Annotated in this window: 20 protein-coding genes; 13 read left to right on the forward strand and 7 right to left on the reverse strand. The window is 62.6% G+C overall.

Annotation, left to right across the window (positions count from 1 at the left end; all coding sequences use genetic code 11):
* Positions 1–19 precede the first annotated feature (19 nt).
* The 6 genes from AC3ITY_RS12785 to AC3ITY_RS12810 all read right to left on the reverse strand — a co-directional run bounded on the left by AC3ITY_RS12785 (position 20) and on the right by AC3ITY_RS12810 (position 5,121).
* Positions 20–685 carry a response regulator transcription factor gene (locus AC3ITY_RS12785; protein ID WP_046037303.1) on the reverse strand — a complete coding sequence of 222 codons (666 nt, stop codon included), beginning with the start codon at positions 683–685 and terminating at the stop codon, positions 20–22.
* Between the two features lie 56 nt (positions 686–741).
* Entirely contained in the window at positions 742–1,299 is a 558-nt protein-coding gene (locus tag AC3ITY_RS12790) for a PQQ-dependent catabolism-associated CXXCW motif protein (RefSeq protein WP_489309577.1), read from the reverse strand.
* Positions 1,300–1,430: 131 nt separating this feature from the next.
* The gene (locus AC3ITY_RS12795) at positions 1,431–2,222 is read right to left on the reverse strand and encodes an ABC transporter permease (protein ID WP_489309579.1); all 792 of its coding nucleotides are present in this window, start codon (positions 2,220–2,222) and stop codon (positions 1,431–1,433) included.
* Positions 2,219–2,950 carry an ABC transporter ATP-binding protein gene (locus tag AC3ITY_RS12800; RefSeq protein ID WP_489309581.1) on the reverse strand — a complete coding sequence of 244 codons (732 nt, stop codon included), beginning with the start codon at positions 2,948–2,950 and terminating at the stop codon, positions 2,219–2,221. The genes AC3ITY_RS12795 and AC3ITY_RS12800 overlap by 4 nt, the downstream gene beginning before the upstream one ends.
* Positions 2,947–3,906 (reverse strand): YVTN family beta-propeller repeat protein, encoded by a 960-nt coding sequence (locus AC3ITY_RS12805; RefSeq protein WP_489309583.1) that lies wholly within the window; start codon positions 3,904–3,906, stop codon positions 2,947–2,949. Before AC3ITY_RS12805 ends, AC3ITY_RS12800 begins: the two co-directional genes overlap by 4 nt.
* A 30-nt stretch (positions 3,907–3,936) precedes the next feature.
* On the reverse strand, positions 3,937–5,121 hold the full coding sequence (locus AC3ITY_RS12810) for an ABC transporter substrate-binding protein (protein ID WP_489309585.1): 1,185 nt from the start codon (positions 5,119–5,121) through the stop codon (positions 3,937–3,939).
* A 280-nt stretch (positions 5,122–5,401) separates the two neighbouring features.
* Here AC3ITY_RS12810 and pedF point away from each other — a divergent pair, with 280 nt between their 5' ends.
* The 13 genes from pedF to AC3ITY_RS12875 all read left to right on the forward strand — a co-directional run bounded on the left by pedF (position 5,402) and on the right by AC3ITY_RS12875 (position 18,972).
* Positions 5,402–5,863, forward strand: a complete 462-nt coding sequence (gene pedF, locus AC3ITY_RS12815; RefSeq protein WP_489309587.1) for a cytochrome c-550 PedF — start codon at positions 5,402–5,404, stop codon at positions 5,861–5,863.
* Between the two features lie 3 nt (positions 5,864–5,866).
* Entirely contained in the window at positions 5,867–6,742 is an 876-nt protein-coding gene (locus AC3ITY_RS12820) for a substrate-binding periplasmic protein (protein ID WP_489309589.1), read from the forward strand.
* Between the two features lie 10 nt (positions 6,743–6,752).
* A complete protein-coding gene (locus AC3ITY_RS12825) occupies positions 6,753–7,514 on the forward strand; it encodes a quinoprotein dehydrogenase-associated SoxYZ-like carrier (protein WP_489309591.1) in 762 nt (253 codons plus the stop codon).
* A gap of 16 nt (positions 7,515–7,530) precedes the next feature.
* On the forward strand, positions 7,531–8,466 hold the full coding sequence (locus tag AC3ITY_RS12830; RefSeq protein ID WP_489309593.1) for a quinoprotein relay system zinc metallohydrolase 1: 936 nt from the start codon (positions 7,531–7,533) through the stop codon (positions 8,464–8,466).
* Between the two features lie 285 nt (positions 8,467–8,751).
* Positions 8,752–10,527, forward strand: coding sequence for a PQQ-dependent methanol/ethanol family dehydrogenase (locus AC3ITY_RS12835; protein ID WP_110661132.1), 1,776 nt, complete (start codon positions 8,752–8,754; stop codon positions 10,525–10,527).
* A gap of 273 nt (positions 10,528–10,800) precedes the next feature.
* On the forward strand, positions 10,801–12,321 hold the full coding sequence (gene exaC, locus AC3ITY_RS12840; protein WP_489309595.1) for an acetaldehyde dehydrogenase ExaC: 1,521 nt from the start codon (positions 10,801–10,803) through the stop codon (positions 12,319–12,321).
* A gap of 263 nt (positions 12,322–12,584) precedes the next feature.
* Positions 12,585–12,656: a pyrroloquinoline quinone precursor peptide PqqA gene (gene pqqA / locus AC3ITY_RS12845; protein WP_003253598.1), complete on the forward strand. Its 72-nt coding sequence runs from the start codon at positions 12,585–12,587 to the stop codon at positions 12,654–12,656.
* A 55-nt stretch (positions 12,657–12,711) separates the two neighbouring features.
* Positions 12,712–13,626, forward strand: a complete 915-nt coding sequence (gene pqqB / locus AC3ITY_RS12850; RefSeq protein WP_489309597.1) for a pyrroloquinoline quinone biosynthesis protein PqqB — start codon at positions 12,712–12,714, stop codon at positions 13,624–13,626.
* A 104-nt stretch (positions 13,627–13,730) separates the two neighbouring features.
* Positions 13,731–14,483, forward strand: a complete 753-nt coding sequence (pqqC, locus tag AC3ITY_RS12855; RefSeq protein WP_489309599.1) for a pyrroloquinoline-quinone synthase PqqC — start codon at positions 13,731–13,733, stop codon at positions 14,481–14,483.
* The gene (gene pqqD / locus AC3ITY_RS12860; protein ID WP_056727783.1) at positions 14,480–14,752 is read left to right on the forward strand and encodes a pyrroloquinoline quinone biosynthesis peptide chaperone PqqD; all 273 of its coding nucleotides are present in this window, start codon (positions 14,480–14,482) and stop codon (positions 14,750–14,752) included. Before pqqC ends, pqqD begins: the two co-directional genes overlap by 4 nt.
* Entirely contained in the window at positions 14,730–15,872 is a 1,143-nt protein-coding gene (gene pqqE / locus AC3ITY_RS12865) for a pyrroloquinoline quinone biosynthesis protein PqqE (protein ID WP_489309602.1), read from the forward strand. Before pqqD ends, pqqE begins: the two co-directional genes overlap by 23 nt.
* A gap of 216 nt (positions 15,873–16,088) precedes the next feature.
* Positions 16,089–17,252 carry an alcohol dehydrogenase-like regulatory protein ErcA gene (gene ercA / locus AC3ITY_RS12870; protein WP_489309604.1) on the forward strand — a complete coding sequence of 388 codons (1,164 nt, stop codon included), beginning with the start codon at positions 16,089–16,091 and terminating at the stop codon, positions 17,250–17,252.
* Complete coding sequence (locus AC3ITY_RS12875) at positions 17,236–18,972, forward strand: PAS domain-containing hybrid sensor histidine kinase/response regulator (protein ID WP_223461811.1); 1,737 nt, start codon at positions 17,236–17,238, stop codon at positions 18,970–18,972. Before ercA ends, AC3ITY_RS12875 begins: the two co-directional genes overlap by 17 nt.
* Here AC3ITY_RS12875 and AC3ITY_RS12880 read toward each other — a convergent pair.
* The gene (locus tag AC3ITY_RS12880; RefSeq protein ID WP_489309606.1) at positions 18,948–19,838 is read right to left on the reverse strand and encodes an aldose 1-epimerase; all 891 of its coding nucleotides are present in this window, start codon (positions 19,836–19,838) and stop codon (positions 18,948–18,950) included. The genes AC3ITY_RS12875 and AC3ITY_RS12880 overlap by 25 nt on opposite strands.
* Between the last annotated feature and the right edge of the window lie 69 nt (positions 19,839–19,907).

Consider the following 19,907-nt stretch of genomic DNA (forward strand, 5'->3'; position numbering starts at 1 on the left):
CAGACAGGGATTGAGGCAGTCAACGCCGCAGATAAGACCCGAAATCAATATCCCCGGCACTCAGGATCGCTTGCACCCGGTTGTGCACGTTGAGCTTGCGCAGGATCGCCGAGACGTGGGCCTTGACCGTGGTCTCGGCGATTTCCAGGGTGTAGGCGATCTGCTTGTTCGATTCGCCCTTGGTCATGCGTTCCAGCACCTGCAGTTGCTTGCGGGTCAGGGCCTGGAGCAGTTCGGGCGGGAAGCTCGGGGTGTCGTTCATCCGCCGGTGGGTACTGCTTTTGCCGGTGCGGATGATGTCCGGGGGCAGGTAGACATTGCCATTGAGAATCTGCTGGATGGCATCGGTCATCTGGGCGCGGGGTGAGGACTTGGTGATGAAACCCACGGCACCGTAGGTGATGGCTTGCAGCACGATCTGTTTGTCTTGCTCGGCGGAGACAATCACCACCGGAATGGTCGGCGCTTCGTTACGCAGGTTGATCAGGCCATTGAGCCCGTGCATGCCGGGCATGTTCAGGTCGAGCAGGATCAGGTCCAGGTCGTCGTGTTCCTGGGTCAGGGCCAGGGCGCTGTCTAGGTCGGCGGTTTCCATCACTTCGCTGCCGGCAAAACCGTCGCTGATGACGTTGTGGATGGCTTCGCGAAACAGCGGGTGATCGTCGGCAATCAGGATTTTGTACATGGCCTTTCACCTCATTATTTTGATTATGGTGTGGCAACAACACGCACGCGTAAAGCTCAGGGAAAGGGGTCTGGCCGGGCTGGCGAAACCGGCAGATTGGCCGCTTGCCAGGCGTCCAGGCCATCGCGATACCAATACAGAGTCTTATAGCCCATGGTGGCTGCGCGCTTGACCGCATTCCAGCTCAACCAGCAGTCGGAGCGGCAGTAGAAGACCAGCGGTTGCGTCGGGTCGCCGGCGGTCAGCTTTTTCAGGTTGCCGGCGAAGTAGTCCTGCCATTGCGGCGTCAGGTCGCCGTCCCCGGTATTGGCCAGCCAATGGCTGCCGGGCAGGTTTTCATGGGGCTGGTCTTCGATGAATTGCCCTTGCAGCCACTGACGGCGGTAGACGTCGATCAGCACCGGGCGCGGGGTTTGGTTGAGCAGGGTTTGCAGGGCGGGGGTGTCGACGATGGTTGCGCCTTGCAGCTGGTCGGGCGTCGGGCTGCGGTACAGGCCGATGCGATAGCCGTCGGTGGAGAACAGCGCTGTGTCAGCCTGCGCGGTGCTCAGCAGCAGACCCAGGGACAGGGCGGCGAGAGCAGGGCGCAACAGGCAACGTCGGGCACGTGGCATGGGTTAAGTCCTTATAGTTATGGACCTATTACATGCCAGTCGGGGGGCGTTGGGAATGCGACGATAGACAGGGAAACCAGTACTAAAGTAGTAATTTCACCCTGTTCAATGAAGATCCCCTGAGGGGGTAATCAGCTGGATTTGCGCAAGGCCGCATGCTGCGGGTTGAAGGTCAGCACGGCGAGCAGCGCAAACAACAGCGTCAGCCCCGTGCACACCGCCAGAGCCAGGGGATTGAAGCGTTCATACAGAGCAAAACGCACCAGCTCCACGGCGTGGGTAAACGGATTCACCGCGCACAGCCAGTACAGCCACTCGCTGGCCTCGCGCATCTTCCACAGCGGATACAGCGCTGATGACAGGAAAAACAGCGGGAAGATCACGAAATTCATCACCCCGGCAAAGTTCTCCAGCTGGCGGATCGCGTTCGACAGCAGCAGGCCCAGCGCGCTGAGCATCAACGCCACCAGCAGCAGGGCCGGTAATGCCATCAACAGGCCCATGGCCGGTGGCTGCACGCCGTAAACCCAGGCAATCGCCAGGAACGCATACACCTGCAACAGCGAAATGATCGAAGTGGCCAACAGTTTGCTGCACAGCAGAAAAGTTCGGGGCAGGGGGCTGGTCAGCAGCACACGCATGCTACCCATCTCGCGGTCGTAGACCATCGACAGTGAGCCCTGCATGCCGTTGAACAGCAGGATCATGCAGGCCAGCCCGGGAATGATGTAGACCTCATAGGGAATGTAGGTGTCGTAGGGCTCGATGATCGCGATCCCCAGCGCTGCGCGAAAACCGGCGGCAAACACCAGCAGCCACAGCAGCGGCCGCACCAGGGCGCTGAGAAACCGCGTGCGTTGCAGCACAAAGCGCAGCCATTCACGCAGCACGATACCGCTAAAGCATTGCCAGTAAGCTGTCATTGCATGGCTCCTGTGGTTGTCAGGCGGGTGAATGCCGAGCCGAGATCGCCGCCGTGTTCCAGGCTCAGGGCATCGGCCTGTCCGCTGGCCACCAGCCGGCCTTGATGCAGGATCAACAGGTCATCCCTGGGCTGTACTTCGTCGAGCAGGTGAGTGGTCCAGAGCACGCTGATGCGCTCCTCGCGACACAGGCTGCGGATGTGCTGGTTGAGCGCCAGGCGACTCGCCGGGTCGAGGCCGACACTGGCTTCATCGAGCAGCAACAGGCGCGGCTCATGCAACAGGGCGCGGGCAATTTCCACCCGGCGACGATGGCCGCCATTGAGTTCGCGCACCCGTTCGCGGCGGCGGTCGGTCAGGGCCTGGCGGGCCAGTTCGGCGTCGACCCGAAGGTCGGTCTGATGCCGGGACAGACCATGCAATGCAGCGTGATAACGCAGGTTCTGTTCGACGCTGAGGTCCAGGTCCAGGGTGCTTTGCTGGAACACCACGCCCAATTGCCTGAGTGCCGGGCGTGCCGCGCTACGCAATGAACAGCCACCGACGCGGATCTCGCCTTGCTGCAGATCATAGAGCCGGGTCAGCAGGGCAATCAGGGTCGACTTGCCCGCACCGTTGGGTCCCAGCAGCGCGGCGAAGCGCCCGGGCTCCAGGCTGAAACTCACTTTGCGCAAGGCCTCTCGGGCGCCGTAGGCAAAGCTCAGGTCACTGACTTCAAGGGCGTTCATGGCGTCACCACCACGCCCCAGGGATAGCGCCCGACCTTCACCGATTTACTGACCTTGAGGCTGTCGACATCGATCACCGAGACATCGCCGCTGACGCCGTTGGTGGCCAGCAATTGCTTCTGATCCGGGGTGAATGCCATCTGCCAGACCCGTCGACCCACCAGCAGGTAATCGAGAATCTCGAAGGTCTTGGCATCGATCACGGCCACATGGTTGGCCGGGCCGAGGGCGACGAAGCCGTACTTGCCATCGGCGCTGAGCTTGATGCCGACGGGCTGGACCTTGTCCGGGTGCACGCCCTTGATCTGGAAGTTCAGGGTCTTGAGCACGGTGCGGCTGGCCACATCGAGAATGGTCACCGTGCCGCCGATTTCCGCCGAGGCCCAGAGCCGGGCGCCATCGGGGGAGAACTCGACGAAGCGCGGGCGCTGGTCCACCAGGGTGCTGTCGGCCAGGGTCTGGGTGCTTGTGTCGATCCAGTGCAGCATGTTGGTGGTCTCGCTGGTGTTGACCGCCCACTTGCCGTCAGGGCTGACGGCCATGCCTTCGGGTTCGACACCGACGTTGATCTGGCCGAGCACCTTGGAGGTCTCGGTGTCGATCACCGTGACCAGCGCATCGTCTTCGTTGGAGACGTACAACCAGCGATTGTTCGGGTGCAGGGCGAATTGCTCGGGGTCTTTGCCCGAGGGCAGTTCCTTGATGATCTTGCGCGTGGCCACGTCCATCACCTGGACCCGGTCCGAGTCACTGGCGCAGATGTACAGCAGCTTATTGTCATGGGACAGCAGCAGGCCGCGGGGGCGCTGGCCGACGGGCAGGGTGTCGGTGACTTGCAGGGTCTGCAGGTCGATCAGGCTCAGGCTGTTGTCCTTTTCGTTGGAGACCCAGGCAGTGCTGGCAACGGCATGGCCAGCGGCGAGCAGCAAGGTGCAAGAGAGCAGGGTGCGGCGCATGGCGGGTTCCTTGTTGTTGTGATTATCGGATCAGGGAAAACGGCAGCTGACCTCGGGTTTGTCGTAGCCCAGGCTGTCCATCTCGTTGAACGGGTGCAGAAAGCCATCCTGGGGTGACGTACTGACCAGCGCCCGGGGCTGGACGATGGGAATCGGCTGGCGCAACTGGCCGTTCCACGGTCGGTAGCTGAGCTTGCGGCCCTTGAAGCCGTCGAGCGGCAATTGGTCGCTGATTTCAAGCGTACGGATCGCCATCGGCTCGGCCTGGCGCAGTTTGCTCACGGCGCTGGCAATACTGCGCACGGCCATCCAGGCGGCGAAATCGCGGTCATTCATCCAGCGCCCGGTCAGGGCTTCGAAGCGTTTTTGCAGCTGCGCGGCGCCGTAGGTTTCCACGGTCTTGTGCCAGCCCACCGGGGTCAGGCCCTGGGTGCCGGCGACCGGGCGCGGGTACCAGGTCTGGTAGGGCACGTATTCACCGAAGTCGCCGCGTTCATCGGCCACCAGTACCACGTCGTACTCGGCGGTCTGGGTGAACAGCGGCATATCCGCCTGGGCGCTGCGGCGTTGGTCGTTATCGAAGCTCCAGGGTTTGTCCGCCACCAGTTGCAAGCCAAAGCGCTTGGCCCCGCGGCGCAGGGCGGCGGCATAGGCTTGATCGTCCGGCGTCGGGCCGACAATCAGCAGCGCCCGCTGCCATTTGCGCAGCACCAGAAACTGCGCCAGTGCATCGGCGAGCATCGCGCGGCTCGGCAAGGTGTGCAGTACGTTCGGCAGGCAATCGGTGGTGCGCAGGCTGTCATCGGGGCTACCGGCGTTGAACAGCAAACTGTCGGGCAGTGCCGCACTCAATTGGCGCAGGCTGGTCGCGGGGGCATTCACCACGAACAGGCGCAGGCCTTGCTCATGCTGCACCTTTGCCGCGTCGAGCAAGGCCTCGGGGCTGTCGACACTGGTGCTGACCAGGCTGTAGCCGTGGTTGAGAAAACGCCCGGTGCTGTTGCTGTCGGTGATTGCCAGTTCGGCGCCGCGCAGCCCGGCATCGGTGGGCTCGGGGATGACGTTCGACAGTAACGGGCCGGGGTCTGGGCGATAACCCAGGTAACCGATCCGCACCTGCAAGGGCGCATCGGCGGCCTGGCTCTGGGTGGCCAGGCCGGCGGCGCAGGCAATCGCCAGCAGGTAGATCAGGGCGTAAGGGATGAGCTGGCGCATAGGGCACTCCATTACAGGTAGCGCCAGCATAGGAAGCCTGTGGTGCAGTGAAAATATGCAGAAAGTACCGAAGGGCCAGTACCAAGGTAGTAGCCCGCCACGCACGGCGCGGTTCTGGCATGGGCAACCACGGCCTGTGTCCCGTGTCCACCGATCGCCTTACGACCAAGGGAGTAGGTGGCGACCACCAAAGCAGCATGGGGTCTGTGCGCAGGGCTTTCTAAGATGGCTGCCATAGCCTCTGCCAAGAGGTTTTGCGTGCAATCCAGAGGGCATAACAATGACAACAAAACGCAACGCCTTGCTCGTGACCGGGCTATTGGCCAGTTTGATCAGCGCAGGTTCCGTCTGGGCCCACGGCAACGTGGTGCCACAGGCCGTGGCCACCCCGGGGCTGACCCCGATCAAGGAGGCCGGCGTGCAACTCGATGCCGACGGCTGGGCCGCGGTGAACCCGTATCGCACCGCCCCGGAACATGACAAGGCAGTGGAAATCGGTGCCTCGGCCTACACCCAGAACTGCGCGGCCTGTCATGGCCTGGAAGCCAAGTCCGGCGGTATCGCCCCTGACTTGCGCATGCTCGATGTCGGTGAGGCAGGCGATGAGTGGTTCGCCGAACGGGTGCGCCATGGCGCGGTGCGCGACGGTCGGGTGTACATGCCGAAGATGGCCGACTACCTGAGCCAGGAGGCCCTGTGGGCGGTGCGCACTTATCTGGACACTGTGCACGTCGAGGAGTGACCCATGCGCCTGCTCGCGGTGTTGATCAGCGCTCTGTGGCTGTGCTGCCAGGCGGCGCAGGCGCAGGTTCGCAACTACGACGAAATGATCGCCGCCGGGGAGCTGAAGGTGGCGGTCTACAAGGACTTCGCCCCCTACAGCTTTGAACGCACCGGAAAGCCCCAGGGTGTCGATGTCGAACTCGCCGAGGCCCTGGCCAAGGCGCTCGGCGTGCGCCTGACACTGATCTGGGCACCGGCCGGGGAAAAGCTCGACGACGACCTGCGCGATTACATCTGGCGTGCCAGTGCCTTGCACAACCAGCAACTGGCCGACCTGATGATGCGCGTGCCGTACGACCGTGACTACGCGCAGAAGCGTAACGAACTCGGCGAGCTGGAAAATGGCCATGTGGTGATGTTCGGTCCGTACCAGAACGAACAATGGCAGGTGGCCTATGACCGTCGGCGGCTGGACAAGGTCGCCAGCGTCGCGGTGTTCGAGCAACACCCGATTGGTGTCGAAGTCGACAGCGTGCCGTCCTTCTACCTGACCTCGGTGTTCAACGGCATGCTCGCCGGCAAGACCCATCACTATCCCGGCGTGCCTCAGGCGTTTGCCGCGATGAAGGCCGGTGAGGTCGACGCGGTGATGGCCATGCGCGGCGAAATCGACTGGCAAGTGCACGAAGCGGCCGACCCGCAGGTGGCTCTGGCTGAGAACGCCTACCCGAACATGGGCAAGCAGCTGTGGGAAATCGGCATGGCGGTGCACGAAAGCAACCGTCAGCTGGCCTATGCCGTGGAAGAAGCACTGGAAGCGCTGATCCGCGAGGGTTCGGTGAAGACTATCTACGGCCATTACGGCCTGCAATACGACGTGCCCGAGATGTATCAATAAGGAGCAGGCGATGAAATGGCGAGGGAGTTGTCTGTTGGCCTGCTGGTTGAGCCTGGCGGCACAGGCTGGCGCTATCGATCCTGGCAAGGACCCGGTGCCATCGGTGATGTGGGCCTTCTATCAGCAGCAGTTTCTGGGCAATGCGCCGTTCGTTTTCGATGAGCGGGTCAAGCTGCTGGCGCCGCCGTTTGCCGAAGATGCCCGGCAGGTGCCGCTGGAAATCGACGCCCGGGCGTTCAAGGGCGAGGTGGTGAAAATCCTCGCCTGGGCAGAGCTGAACCCGTTGCCGAAAATCGTCGACTTCCAGCCGCTGAATTCGGTTTTGCCGTGGCTGTCGTTGCGCATTCGCATCGAACAGGCCACGCCCTTGCGCGCAGCGGTGTTGACCCGTGACGGCGTGTGGCATGTCGGCTCGACCCTGATCGACGCCGCGGGTGGCGGTTGCACCGCGCCGAGCGTGGTGCGCACGCAACCGGGCTGGGAAGAACACATTGGCGAAGTGCTGGGCGGTCGTTATCCCCGGGGAGAGTTCAGCCGCTTGCGTATGCAGGTGGCCCATCCAATGGACAACGGCATGGTCAGCGGCATTCCGGAATTCTTCATCAACCATGCCGAGTTGCGCGACCACAACGAGCAAGTGCTGGCCCGGCTAGAGCTTTTTCCCGCGGTCAGCGAAAACCCCAACCTGGCCTTCGATATCGAAGGGGCAGGGCAAACGCGACTGCTGCTACGGGACAACAGCGGCAATGAGTTCGATGCGTCGATCCCCTGACCCCAAGGAGCGTGGCATGCGCTGGATCCTGTTGATGGTGTTAAGCGTCAGTGTGCCGGTCCTGGCCGATCTCGAATACTCGCTCAAGCCCCGGCAGATTGCCCAGGACACCTGGCTGCTGGAAGGCAGCACCGATAATTTCGCCAAGGCCAACGGCGGCAACATCGTCAACACCGCGTTCATCGTCACTGAACGCGGTGTGGTGGTGATCGACACCGGCCCGTCGAAGCGTTACGGCGAAGCGATGCGCAAGGCCATTGCCGCCACTACCGACAAGCCGGTGATCGAGGTCTTGCTGACCCATCACCACCCGGACCATGTGCTGGGCAATCAAGCCTTCAGCGACGTGCCGATCGGCGCCTTGGCCGGCACCACCGAGCTGCTGCATCAGCAAGGCGATGCCATGGCCGAGAATATGTACCGGATGGTCGGCGACTGGATGCGTGGCACCGAAGTGGTGCTGCCGACTCAGACGCTGGCACCCGGCGTGAAAAGTTTTGGGAATCACGATCTGCGCTTGCTGAGCCTGGGTGGGCATACGGGCGCGGATCTGGCTATTCTCGACCAGCAAACCGGCGTGCTGTTTGCCGGGGACCTGGTGTTTTATCAGCGGGCGCTGACCACGCCCAACAGTCCGGGGCTGTCAGTGTGGCTGGCGGACATCGCGATCCTGCAAGGCTTGCCCTGGACGCAGGTCGTGCCGGGCCATGGGCCGGTGTCGAGCGATCCACAACCCTTCGAGCAAATGCGCGATTACCTGACCTGGCTCGATCAGCTGATGCGCGACGGCGCCGCCAATGGCAGCGACATGGCCGAGATGATCCGCAGCCCCATCCCCGAACGCTTCGCCGGGATCAACCTGAGCCGTTATGAACTGATCCGCAGCGTCAGTCATTTGTACCCGCGATACGAGCGCGGGCAGATGACGCGGGTGGATTCTGCCAGCAAATAGTCGACCTGAATCCCCTGTAGGAGCGAGCCTGCTCGCGATGGACGTTAACGATAACGCAAGCTGCCTGGATGAACGCGGTGGTCTGACGTTTTTCGCGAGCAGGCTCGCTCCTACAGGGGGCCGGTGCCGTTCACATAATCTCGTGTCCATCTCATCCGACCCGCTACCAAGGAACTAGCAATCTCCTCATTGCGGGCAATTGTTGCCAGGGCGGCGGCGCCCAAGAATCTGCACCAGACCGGGAAAATTTCCCGGGCATAACAAAAATCCGCAGAGGAAGCCGTCATGACCCAACCCGCACGTCGCCAGCCCTTCGTCTTGAGCCTGCTGCTCAGTGCCATGCTGTTGTCCGGCCAGGCATTGGCCGGGGTTTCCGACCAGGACATTCTCCAGGACCCGAAGAACCCGGAACAGGTCGTGACCAACGGCCTCGGCGTTCAGGGGCAGCGCTACAGCCCGCTGGATATTCTCAACGTCGACAACGTCAAGGAACTGCGCCCGGCCTGGGCGTTTTCCTTCGGCGGTGAAAAACAGCGGGGCCAGCAAGCGCAGCCGATGGTCAAGGACGGCGTGATGTACATGACCGGTTCCTACTCCCGGGTGTTCGCCGTGGATGCGCGCACCGGCAAGAAACTCTGGCAGTACGATGCGCGCCTGCCCGATGACATCCGCCCTTGCTGCGACGTGATCAACCGTGGCGTGGCGCTGTATGGCGACCTGGTGATTTTCGGCACCCTCGACGCCAAGCTAGTGGCGCTGAACAAGGACACCGGCAAGGTGGTGTGGAGCAAGAAAGTCGCCGACCACAAGGAAGGATACTCGATCAGCGCCGCGCCGCTGGTGATCAACGGCAAGCTGATTACCGGCGTGGCCGGCGGCGAGTTCGGCGTGGTGGGCAAGATCGAGGCCTACGACCCGAAAAACGGTGATCTGTTGTGGACCCGGCCGACGGTCGAAGGCCATATGGGCTACGTCTACAAGGATGGCAAAGCGGTGGAAAACGGCATCTCCGGCGGCGAGGCGGGCAAGACCTGGCCGGGCGATCTCTGGAAAACCGGCGGCGCGGCCCCTTGGCTTGGCGGCTATTACGACCCGGAAACCAACCTGCTGCTGTTCGGTACCGGCAACCCGGCACCGTGGAACTCGCACCTGCGCCCTGGCGACAACCTCTACTCCTCATCGCGCCTGGCGCTCAACCCGGACGACGGCACCATCAAGTGGCACTTCCAGAGCACGCCCCACGACGGTTGGGACTACGACGGCGTGAACGAACTGGTCTCGTTCAACTACAGCGAAGGCGGCAAGGAGATCAAGGCGGCGGCCACTGCCGACCGTAACGGTTTCTTCTACGTGCTGGATCGTACCAACGGCAAATTCATCCGTGGCTTCCCGTTCGTGGACAAGATCACCTGGGCCACCGGCCTGGATAAGAACGGCCGGCCGATCTACAACGAAGCCAGCCGTCCCGGCGCCCCGGGCTCGGAAGTCAAGGGCAGTTCGGTCTTCGTAGCACCGGCGTTCCTCGGCGCGAAAAACTGGATGCCGATGGCTTACAACCAGGACACCGGGCTGTTCTATGTGCCGTCCAACGAATGGGGCATGGACATCTGGAACGAAGGCATTGCCTACAAGAAAGGCGCGGCATTCCTCGGCGCCGGCTTCACCATCAAGCCGTTGAACGAAGACTACATCGGCGTGCTGCGGGCCATCGATCCGAAAACCGGCAAGGAAGTGTGGCGCCACAAGAACTACGCGCCGCTGTGGGGCGGGGTGCTGACCACCAAGGGCAACCTGGTGTTCACCGGCACGCCTGAAGGCTTCCTGCAGGCTTTCAACGCCAAGACCGGCGAAAAGGTCTGGGAATTCCAGACCGGTTCCGGCGTGCTCGGCTCGCCCATCACCTGGGAAATGGACGGCGAACAGTACGTCTCGGTGCTCTCCGGGTGGGGCGGCGCTGTGCCTTTGTGGGGCGGCGAAGTGGCCAAGCGCATCAAGGACTTCAACCAGGGCGGCATGCTCTGGACCTTCAAGCTGCCCAAGGACCTCGTCGCCAAGCACTGATTCCGAATCCACCGCATAACCCCTGTAGGAGCGAGCCTGCTCCGGGCGGCGTTCCGACGATGGTCGTCAACGATAACGCTTGAAACCTGATACCCCGCGGCGTTCTCGGGTTCATCGCGAGCAGGCTCGCTCCTACAGTGATCTGTGTGAAATCTACGACCAAATAACGAGAGCCCCTCCTGCCAACGATGCATTCGTCTGGCACGCGGGGCTCTCTAGTATCGGCTCATCGCCTGTCAGTACGACAGGCATCGACCCAGACAGAGGCCCACCATGATCTACGCACAACCCGGAACCCCAGGCGCCGTCATTACCTTCAAGCCGCGCTATGGCAACTTCATCGGTGGCGAGTTTGTCGCTCCGATCAATGGCGAGTACTTCACCAACACCTCGCCGGTCAACGGTGAAGTGATCGCCGAATTCCCGCGCTCCAGCGCCGCCGACATTGACAAGGCCCTCGACGCCGCCCATGCCGCCGCCGACGCCTGGGGCAAGACCTCGGCCCAGGACCGCTCCCTGGTGCTGCTGAAAATCGCCGATCGCATCGAGCAGAACCTTGAAGTCCTGGCCGTCACCGAAACCTGGGACAATGGCAAGGCCGTGCGCGAAACCCTGAACGCCGACGTGCCGCTGGCCGCCGACCACTTCCGTTACTTCGCTGGTTGCATCCGCGCCCAGGAAGGCGGGGCAGCCGAGATCAACGAGCTGACCACGGCCTATCACTTCCATGAGCCCCTGGGCGTGGTCGGGCAGATCATTCCGTGGAACTTCCCACTGCTGATGGCCGCCTGGAAACTCGCCCCGGCCCTCGCTGCAGGCAACTGCATCGTACTCAAGCCTGCCGAGCAAACGCCGCTGTCGATCATGGTCTTCGCCGAGCTCATCGCCGACCTGCTGCCGGTGGGCGTGCTGAACATCGTCCAGGGCTTCGGTCGCGAAGCCGGCGAGGCCCTGGCCACCAGCAAGCGCATCGCCAAGATCGCCTTCACCGGCTCGACCCCGGTGGGCGCGCACATCATGCATTGCGCCGCCGAGAACATCATCCCGAGCACCGTCGAGCTGGGCGGCAAGTCGCCGAACATCTTCTTCGAAGACATCATGAACGCTGAACCGGCATTCATCGAAAAAGCCGCCGAAGGCCTGGTGCTGGCGTTCTTCAACCAGGGCGAAGTCTGCACCTGCCCGTCCCGGGCGCTGGTGCAGGAGTCGATCTACGAGCCGTTCATGGCCGAGGTGATGAAGAAGATCGTCAAGATCAAGCGCGGCAACCCGCTGGACACCGAGACCATGGTCGGTGCCCAGGCGTCCGAGCAGCAATACGACAAGATCCTCTCGTACCTGACCATTGCCCAGGAGGAGGGCGCCGAGCTGCTCACCGGCGGCGCGGCCGAGCGTCTGGAGGGTGACCTGTCCAGCGGCTATTACATTCAGCCGACCCTGCTCAAGGGCCACAACAAGATGCGTGTGTTCCAGGAAGAAATCTTCGGCCCGGTGGTGGGTATCACCACCTTCAAGGACGAAGCCGAAGCCCTGGCGATTGCCAACGACAGCGAGTTCGGCCTCGGTGCCGGCCTGTGGACCCGCGACATCAACCGCGCCTACCGCATGGGCCGGGCGATCAAGGCCGGGCGCGTGTGGACCAACTGCTACCACCTGTACCCGGCACACGCCGCGTTCGGTGGTTACAAGAAGTCCGGCGTCGGCCGGGAAAACCACAAGATGATGCTCGATCACTACCAGCAGACCAAAAACCTGCTGGTGAGCTACGACATCAATCCGCTGGGGTTCTTCTGACTTCGCACTGATGACAACCACCCTGTAGGAGCGAGCTTGCTCGCGATGGTCGTCAACGATAACGCGGGAAGCCTGGTGCCCCGTGGCGTTCTCGGGATCATCGCGAGCAAGCTCGCTCCTACAGTATTTGTGTGTGCATGACGATCGCACACCCCCTACCAAATCACCCCGCCAACTCCTTCGAAAGTAGCATTCGGGCACTCATCGCCCCGTGCATTAATGGCACTACCGGAATCACCCGGGCACAAGAAGAGGAATGACCCATGTGGACTAAACCCGCGTTTACCGATCTGCGCATTGGCTTCGAAGTGACGATGTATTTCGCCAACCGTTGATTGACCACCCGGCCAGCCGCTGCGTTGGCCGGGCCTGCCTTCTGGAGCATCCGCCATGCACATCCGCGTTCTCGGTTCCGCCGCTGGCGGTGGTTTCCCGCAGTGGAACTGCAATTGCCGCCAGTGCGCCGGTGTGCGCAATGGCAGCGTGCGGGCACAGCGCCGTACGCAGTCGTCGATTGCCCTGAGTGACGAGGGTGTGGAGTGGGTGCTATGCAATGCTTCACCGGACATTCGCGCGCAACTCGAGAGTTTTGCGCCACTGCAACCGGCGCGGCGCCTGCGTGACAGCGCCATCGCCGGCATCGTGCTGCTGGACAGCCAGATCGACCATTGCACCGGTTTGCTCAGCCTGCGTGAAGGTTGCCCGCATGACGTGTGGTGCACCGAGCGCGTGCATCAGGACCTGAGCAGCGGTTTCCCTTTGTTCAACATGCTCGGACACTGGAACGGCGGATTGCACTGGCAACCGGTCGGCCTAGATCGCCAGCCATTCAGCATCCCGGCCTGCGGGCATTTGCAATTTCGCGCGATTCCCCTGGTGAGCAACGCGCCGCCGTATTCGCCCAATCGCGGCAAACCGCAACCGGGCGACACCATTGGCTTGTTCATTGAAGACCTGCGCAACGGCGGCTCGCTGTTCTATGCCCCGGGCCTTGGCCGAATCGACGAAGAAGTGCTGGGCTGGATGCAGCGTGCCGATTGCCTGCTGCTGGACGGCACCCTGTGGCGCGACGACGAGATGCGTATCTGCGAAGTCGGCCAGAGCCTGGGCAGCGAAATGGGGCACCTCCCACAAAGCGGCCCCGGCGGGATGCTTGAAGTGCTGGAGGGTTTCAACCGCCAGCGCAAGGTGCTGATCCACATCAACAACACCAACCCGATCCTCGATGAAGACTCGGCCGAGCGGGCGCTGCTGGAACGGCGGGGGATCGAAGTGGCTTATGACGGCATGAGTATTGAGCTGTAGCCGATGGCCCTATCGCGAGCAGGGGACACCGCCGATTCAATGTAGGAGCGAGCCTGCTCGCGATAGGGCCAGCGCGGGCACCGCAAAAATTCCCGGAGAATAAAATGACTGACACCCCCATGTCCCCCAGCGAATTCGAAGCCGCCCTGCGCGCCAAGGGTGCCTACTACCACATCCACCACCCTTACCACCAAGCCATGTACGCCGGCCGCGCCAGCCGCGAACAGATCCAGGGCTGGGTCGCCAATCGCTTCTATTATCAGGTCAACATCCCCCTGAAAGACGCCGCGATTCTCGCCAACTGCCCGGACCGCGACGTGCGCCGGGAGTGGCTGCAACGGATTCTCGACCACGACGGCGTCCCCGGCAGCGAGGGCGGCATCGAAGCCTGGCTGCGCCTGGGCGAAGCCGTGGGGCTGGATCGCGAGCAGATCCTGTCCCAGGAACTGGTGCTGCCCGGCGTGCGATTTGCCGTGGACGCCTACGTCAATTTCGCCCGTCGCGCCTGCTGGCAGGAAGCGGCCAGCAGTTCGCTGACCGAACTCTTTGCCCCACAGATCCATCAGTCGCGACTCGATGCCTGGCCGACCCATTACCCGTGGATCGACGCTGCTGGCTACGACTACTTCCGCACGCGCCTGAGCCAGGCTCGGCGCGATGTCGAGCATGGCTTGCGCATCACCCTGGCACACTACGTGACCGCCGAGGGGCAACAACGCATGCTGGAGATCCTGCAGTTCAAGCTCGACGTGCTGTGGAGCATGCTCGATGCCATGAGCATGGCCTACGAGCTTGCGCGCCCGCCGTATCACACGGTCACCGGTGACAACGTCTGGCACCGGGGGATCGCCCTGTGAGCCTGATCAATCGCCAGCAGTCACCGGCCTTGCGTCGCGGTTTTCGTCTGCAATGGGAGCCCCGTCAGGACTGCCATGTGCTGCTGTACCCCGAAGGCATGATCAAGCTCAACGCCAGTGCCGGACAGATTCTCGACCTGGTGGATGGCCAGCGCAGCGTGGCGGCGATCATTGAGCGATTGAGCGCGAATTTCCCCGGGGTACCGGGGATCGACGAAGACGTGCTGGCGTTTCTGGAGGTGGCCCATGCGCAATTCTGGATTGAGTGAGACGCTGCCCGGACCGCCGTTGTGGCTGCTCGCCGAGTTGACCTACCGCTGCCCGCTGCAATGCCCCTATTGCTCCAATCCATTGGACTTTGCCCGGCACGGCGAGGAACTGAGCACGGAAGAATGGATTCGCGTATTCCGCGAAGCGCGGGACATGGGCGCGGCACAACTGGGGTTTTCCGGCGGCGAGCCATTGGTGCGCCAGGACCTCGCCGAACTGATCAAGGCCGCCCGGGACATGGGCTACTACACCAACCTGATCACCTCCGGCATCGGCCTGACCGAGCAGAAGGTGCGCGACTTCAAGGTGGCCGGGCTGGACCATATCCAGATCAGCTTCCAGGCCGCCGACGAAGCGGTGAACAACATGCTCGCCGGTTCGCGCAAGGCCTTTGCGCAGAAACTCGCCATGGCCCGGGCGGTGAAAGCCCAGGGCTATCCGATGGTGCTGAACTTCGTCACCCATCGGCACAATATCGACCGGATCGCGCAGATCATCGAGTTGTGCCTGGAGCTGGAAGCGGATTTCGTCGAATTGGCCACCTGCCAGTTCTATGGCTGGGCCGAACTCAACCGCGTCGGCCTGTTGCCCACCCGCGAGCAATTGCAGCGTGCCGAGCGCATCACCAATGAATACCGCGAACGCCTTGAAGCCCAGGGCCACCCGTGCAAGCTGATCTTCGTCACCCCGGACTACTACGAGGAGCGTCCCAAGACCTGCATGAACGGCTGGGCCAACCTGTTTCTCGACATCACTCCCGACGGCACGGCCTTGCCTTGCCACAGCGCCCGGCAATTGCCGGTGCAGTTTCCCAACGTGCGCGAGCACAGCCTCTCGCACATTTGGAACGACTCGTTCGGCTTCAATCGTTTTCGCGGCGATGACTGGATGAAGGAGCCATGCCGCTCCTGCGATGAAAAACACAAGGACCTGGGCGGCTGCCGCTGTCAGGCTTTCATGCTGACCGGCGATGCTAGCAATGCCGATCCGGTGTGCAGCAAGTCGCCCCACCACGGCGTGATCCTCAAGGCCCGCGAGGAAGCGGAGGCGCCGGGGTTGGGGATGGAGCATCTGACGCTGCGTAACGCGAAGGCTTCGCAGCTGATCTATCGCGGCTAGCCCTAGCGATACAAATCCCCCTGTAGGAGCGAGCTTGCTCGCGATGGTGTGTCAGTTGACACCTGCTTTGCCGACGCACCTTCGCGAGCAAGCTCGCTCCTACAGTGATCTGTGCTGAATTCAATGTCTGGGCCAATGACCTTGGTCTGATTGCATTCACAGCTGGATGGTTTAGTGTGGTTTCTACCTTCCAAAACAATAAAAACAGGCTTTCCAATGAGCCAGAGTCTCAACCAGCTGCGTAAATTCGTTTCACCTGAAATCATCTTCGGTGCCGGTAGCCGGCACAGTGTCGGCAATTACGCCAAGACCTTTGGCGCACGCAAGGTCCTGGTGGTCAGTGACCCCGGTGTGATCGCCGCCGGCTGGGTCGCCGATGTCGAGGCCAGCCTGCAAGCGCTGGGCATCCAGTATTGCCTGTACTCCGATGTCTCACCAAACCCGCGGGTCGAAGAGGTGATGCTCGGCGCCGAGCTGTACCGGGAAAACCACTGCGACGTGATCGTCGCCGTCGGTGGCGGCAGTCCGATGGACTGCGGCAAAGGCATCGGCATCGTCGTCGCCCATGGCCGCAGCATTCTCGATTTCGAGGGCGTGGACACCATCCGCGTGCCCAGCCCGCCGCTGATCCTGATTCCGACCACCGCCGGCACCTCGGCCGACGTCTCGCAATTCGTGATCATTTCCAACCAGCAGGAACGCATGAAGTTCTCCATCGTCAGCAAGGCGGTGGTGCCGGACGTTTCGCTGATCGACCCGGAAACCACCTTGAGCATGGACCCGTTCCTGTCGGCCTGTACCGGCATCGACGCGTTGGTGCATGCCATCGAAGCCTTCGTGTCCACCGGCCACGGGCCGCTGACCGATCCCCATGCGCTGGAGGCGATGCGCCTGATCAATGGCAACCTGGTGCAAATGATCGCCAACCCGACCGACATCGCCCTGCGCGAAAAAATCATGCTGGGCAGCATGCAGGCCGGGCTGGCGTTTTCCAACGCCATCCTCGGTGCGGTGCATGCCATGTCCCACAGCCTCGGCGGCTTTCTCGATCTGCCCCACGGCCTGTGCAACGCGGTACTCGTCGAACACGTGGTGGCCTTCAATTACAACTCGGCACCGGAGCGCTTCAAGGTGATCGCCGAGACTTTCGGCATCGATTGCCGAGGCCTGAATCACCGGCAGATCTGCGGGCGGCTGGTCGAACACCTGATCGCCCTCAAGCACGCCATCGGCTTTCACGAAACCCTCGGTTTGCATGGCGTCAGGACCTCGGACATTCCGTTCCTGTCGCAGCATGCGATGCACGATCCTTGCATCCTGACCAACCCGCGCGAATCCAGCCAGCGTGATGTCGAGGTCGTCTATGGCGAAGCCCTCTGACGAGCAACAACGGGCCCTGGCCGGGCTGCTGGGGCTGGGCAGCCATTCGGCGCGCAAGAGTCATTACCCGGAGCTGGCCGCGCGCCTGGATGATCTGGAAGCCGAGCGTAACCGCTACAAGTGGTTGTTCGAGAACGCGGTGCACGGGATCTTCCAGGCCAGCCTGCACGATGGCATGCGCGCCGCCAACCCGGCGCTGGCACGCATGCTCGGGTATCAGGACCCGCAGGAGGTGCTGTTCTCCCTGACTGACCTGGCCAGCACCCTGTTCGTCGACGGCGCGCAGGAGCTGGAAACCATCGGCGAAATCCTCCGGCACCAGCGCAGCCTGCACGGCTATGAAACCCGCTTGCGGCGCAAGGACGGCAGTCACCTGGATGTATTGATGAACCTGCTGCTCAAGCCCGGCCAGGAAGGCCTGGTGGAAGGGTTCGTCTCCGATATCACCGAGCGCAAACTGGCCCAGCGGCGCCTGCAGCAACTCAATGACGAACTGGAGCAGCGCGTCGTCGCGCGCACCGATGAGTTGCTCGAGGCCAACCGTAACCTTCAGCAGCAGATCACCCAGCGTAAACAGATCGCCCGGGCCTTGCGCGACGCCCGCGATGCTGCCGAGGCCGCCAATCACAGCAAGGACAAATACCTCGCCGCCGCCAGCCACGACCTGCTGCAACCGCTGAACGCCGCGCGGCTGCTGATTTCGACCTTGCGCGAACGCAAACTGCCGGAAGCCGAACAGCTGCTGGTGGAACGCACTCACCAGGCCCTGGAAGGGGCCGAAGACCTGCTGACGGATCTGCTCGACATTTCCCGGCTCGATCAGGCCGCGGTCAAGCCGGACATCGCCTCGTACCGCCTCGACGAACTGCTCGGGCCGCTGGTGTCGGAGTTCCAGTCCGTCGCCCAGGCGGCCGGCTTGAACCTGCGGGTGCGCATGGCCGATTGCGCCATCAGCACCGACTTGCGCCTGATGACGCGGATCCTGCGCAACTTCCTCAGCAATGCCTGCCGCTACACCGATGAAGGCAGCATCCTGCTGGGGGCAAGGCGTCGGGGCGAGATGTTGCGCCTGGAGGTCTGGGACACCGGGCGTGGCATCGCCGCCGACCGGCTCGATTCGATCTTCCTCGAGTTCAACCAACTGGACGTCGGCCGCGCCGCCGACCGCAAGGGCGTGGGTCTGGGGCTGGCGATTGTCGAGCGCATCGCCAAGATCCTTGGTTATAAGATCGGCGTGTACTCGTTGCCGGGGCGGGGTTCGATGTTCAGCATCGAGGTGCCGATATCCGACGAGGTTCCGTTACCCGTGAGCCAGGTGGTGCCACAACCGGGCACCGGCAACCCGCTGCCGGGCCGCCGTTTACTGGTGATCGACAACGAAGTGAGCATTCTCGAAAGCATGAGCGCGTTGCTCGGGCAGTGGGGCTGCGAGGTTCTGGTCGCCACCGATGAAGCGGCTGCGCTGGCGGCGCTACGCGGGCAGGCGCCGGAACTGATTCTCGCCGACTATCACCTCGATCACGGGGTGGTCGGCTGTGATGTGGTGCGACATTTGCGCGAGCATTTCCACCAGGACATTCCCGCGGTGATCATTACCGCCGACCGCACCGATCATTGTCGGCGTGCGTTGCAGCGGCTCAACGCACCCTTGCTGAACAAACCGGTGAAGCCCGGTAAGTTGCGAGCGGTGTTGAGTCAACTGTTGGGGGCATCTGCCTGAAGCGGCCGATACTGCAGGGTGAAGCCCAGTTCGGTGGCTTGACCCTGCTCCAGCAATCGCAACCCCGGCCGACCGGGCAGGTGGTGCGCGTTGACCGGGTGGCTCACCGGTTCGATGCAGAAAAACCCGAGGCCCACGGGGCAGTAGAGCAGGTAGTAATCGCTGCCGGTGGCCTGGCAGTCGAGCGTGTACCCAAGATCCGCTTGCTCGATCAGGCAGTGGCCGTTCCATTCGCAGAAACCGTTGTCCACCAGCGATTCGGGCAATGACTTCAGTTGCTGGAAATCCCACTCGACCGGCAATGCGCTGAGTCCGGCCGGCAGTTTTGCCCCGTCGCACATCCACACGTGCCGGGCGGGTGCCTGTAGTCGGGTGTTCGCGGTGCGCGGCAGATAAGGATGCAGTCCCAAGCCATGCCATGCAGCGTGTTCAGCCAGGTGCGTGACGAGCAGTTCGATGCTCAGCTTGCCCGCGCTCAAATGGAAACGTTGCCGGGCGCGATAAGCGAAGGGGGTTGTGCTGTCGAGTTGCAGCACCACTTCATTTTGCGACCGGGAAACCACTTCCCACGGCTGCTGCCAGGCGCTGCCGTGAATCGGCAGGGGATCGGTGAGGCTGTTGGGCGTCAATGCCAGCCAGCCATCGGGGCAGTCGAAACCGCCATCGGCGATGCGGTTGGACCAAGGGATCAAGGGAAAGCAGCCGAGTTTGCCGGGCAGGCCGGTGTTGAGGGCATGAGCATCGGCGTGGCGCAACAAGGGTTGGGCAGTGCTGCGCACGGTCCAGTTGACGATGCTGGCACCGAGTTCCGGGGCGAGGGTGAGGCGGGTGAGTTCGTCTTCGAGTTCGATCAGTGTTAGCGACATATTGACCTGCCATGTGATTTTTGAGGCTTGTACCGTTCCCTGTGGCGAGGGGGCTTGCCCCCGTTCGGC

This window comes from Pseudomonas sp. GL_091 (assembly GCF_057837725.1).

What these genes read in the sequence shown, in the direction of transcription:
- AC3ITY_RS12825 (WP_489309591.1), top strand. Translation starts at nt 6,753, where the DNA reads ATGAAATGGCGAGGGAGTTGTCTGTTGGCCTGCTGGTTGAGCCTGGCG.
- pqqC (WP_489309599.1), top strand. Translation starts at nt 13,731, where the DNA reads ATGACTGACACCCCCATGTCCCCCAGCGAATTCGAAGCCGCCCTGCGC.
- AC3ITY_RS12810 (WP_489309585.1), bottom strand. Translation starts at nt 5,121, where the DNA reads ATGCGCCAGCTCATCCCTTACGCCCTGATCTACCTGCTGGCGATTGCC.
- exaC (WP_489309595.1), top strand. Translation starts at nt 10,801, where the DNA reads ATGATCTACGCACAACCCGGAACCCCAGGCGCCGTCATTACCTTCAAG.
- AC3ITY_RS12835 (WP_110661132.1), top strand. Translation starts at nt 8,752, where the DNA reads ATGACCCAACCCGCACGTCGCCAGCCCTTCGTCTTGAGCCTGCTGCTC.
- AC3ITY_RS12875 (WP_223461811.1), top strand. Translation starts at nt 17,236, where the DNA reads ATGGCGAAGCCCTCTGACGAGCAACAACGGGCCCTGGCCGGGCTGCTG.
- pedF (WP_489309587.1), top strand. Translation starts at nt 5,402, where the DNA reads ATGACAACAAAACGCAACGCCTTGCTCGTGACCGGGCTATTGGCCAGT.
- AC3ITY_RS12880 (WP_489309606.1), bottom strand. Translation starts at nt 19,838, where the DNA reads ATGTCGCTAACACTGATCGAACTCGAAGACGAACTCACCCGCCTCACC.
- AC3ITY_RS12830 (WP_489309593.1), top strand. Translation starts at nt 7,531, where the DNA reads ATGCGCTGGATCCTGTTGATGGTGTTAAGCGTCAGTGTGCCGGTCCTG.
- AC3ITY_RS12795 (WP_489309579.1), bottom strand. Translation starts at nt 2,222, where the DNA reads ATGACAGCTTACTGGCAATGCTTTAGCGGTATCGTGCTGCGTGAATGG.
- AC3ITY_RS12785 (WP_046037303.1), bottom strand. Translation starts at nt 685, where the DNA reads ATGTACAAAATCCTGATTGCCGACGATCACCCGCTGTTTCGCGAAGCC.
- AC3ITY_RS12800 (WP_489309581.1), bottom strand. Translation starts at nt 2,950, where the DNA reads ATGAACGCCCTTGAAGTCAGTGACCTGAGCTTTGCCTACGGCGCCCGA.
- AC3ITY_RS12820 (WP_489309589.1), top strand. Translation starts at nt 5,867, where the DNA reads ATGCGCCTGCTCGCGGTGTTGATCAGCGCTCTGTGGCTGTGCTGCCAG.
- AC3ITY_RS12805 (WP_489309583.1), bottom strand. Translation starts at nt 3,906, where the DNA reads ATGCGCCGCACCCTGCTCTCTTGCACCTTGCTGCTCGCCGCTGGCCAT.
- AC3ITY_RS12790 (WP_489309577.1), bottom strand. Translation starts at nt 1,299, where the DNA reads ATGCCACGTGCCCGACGTTGCCTGTTGCGCCCTGCTCTCGCCGCCCTG.
- pqqE (WP_489309602.1), top strand. Translation starts at nt 14,730, where the DNA reads ATGCGCAATTCTGGATTGAGTGAGACGCTGCCCGGACCGCCGTTGTGG.
- ercA (WP_489309604.1), top strand. Translation starts at nt 16,089, where the DNA reads ATGAGCCAGAGTCTCAACCAGCTGCGTAAATTCGTTTCACCTGAAATC.
- pqqB (WP_489309597.1), top strand. Translation starts at nt 12,712, where the DNA reads ATGCACATCCGCGTTCTCGGTTCCGCCGCTGGCGGTGGTTTCCCGCAG.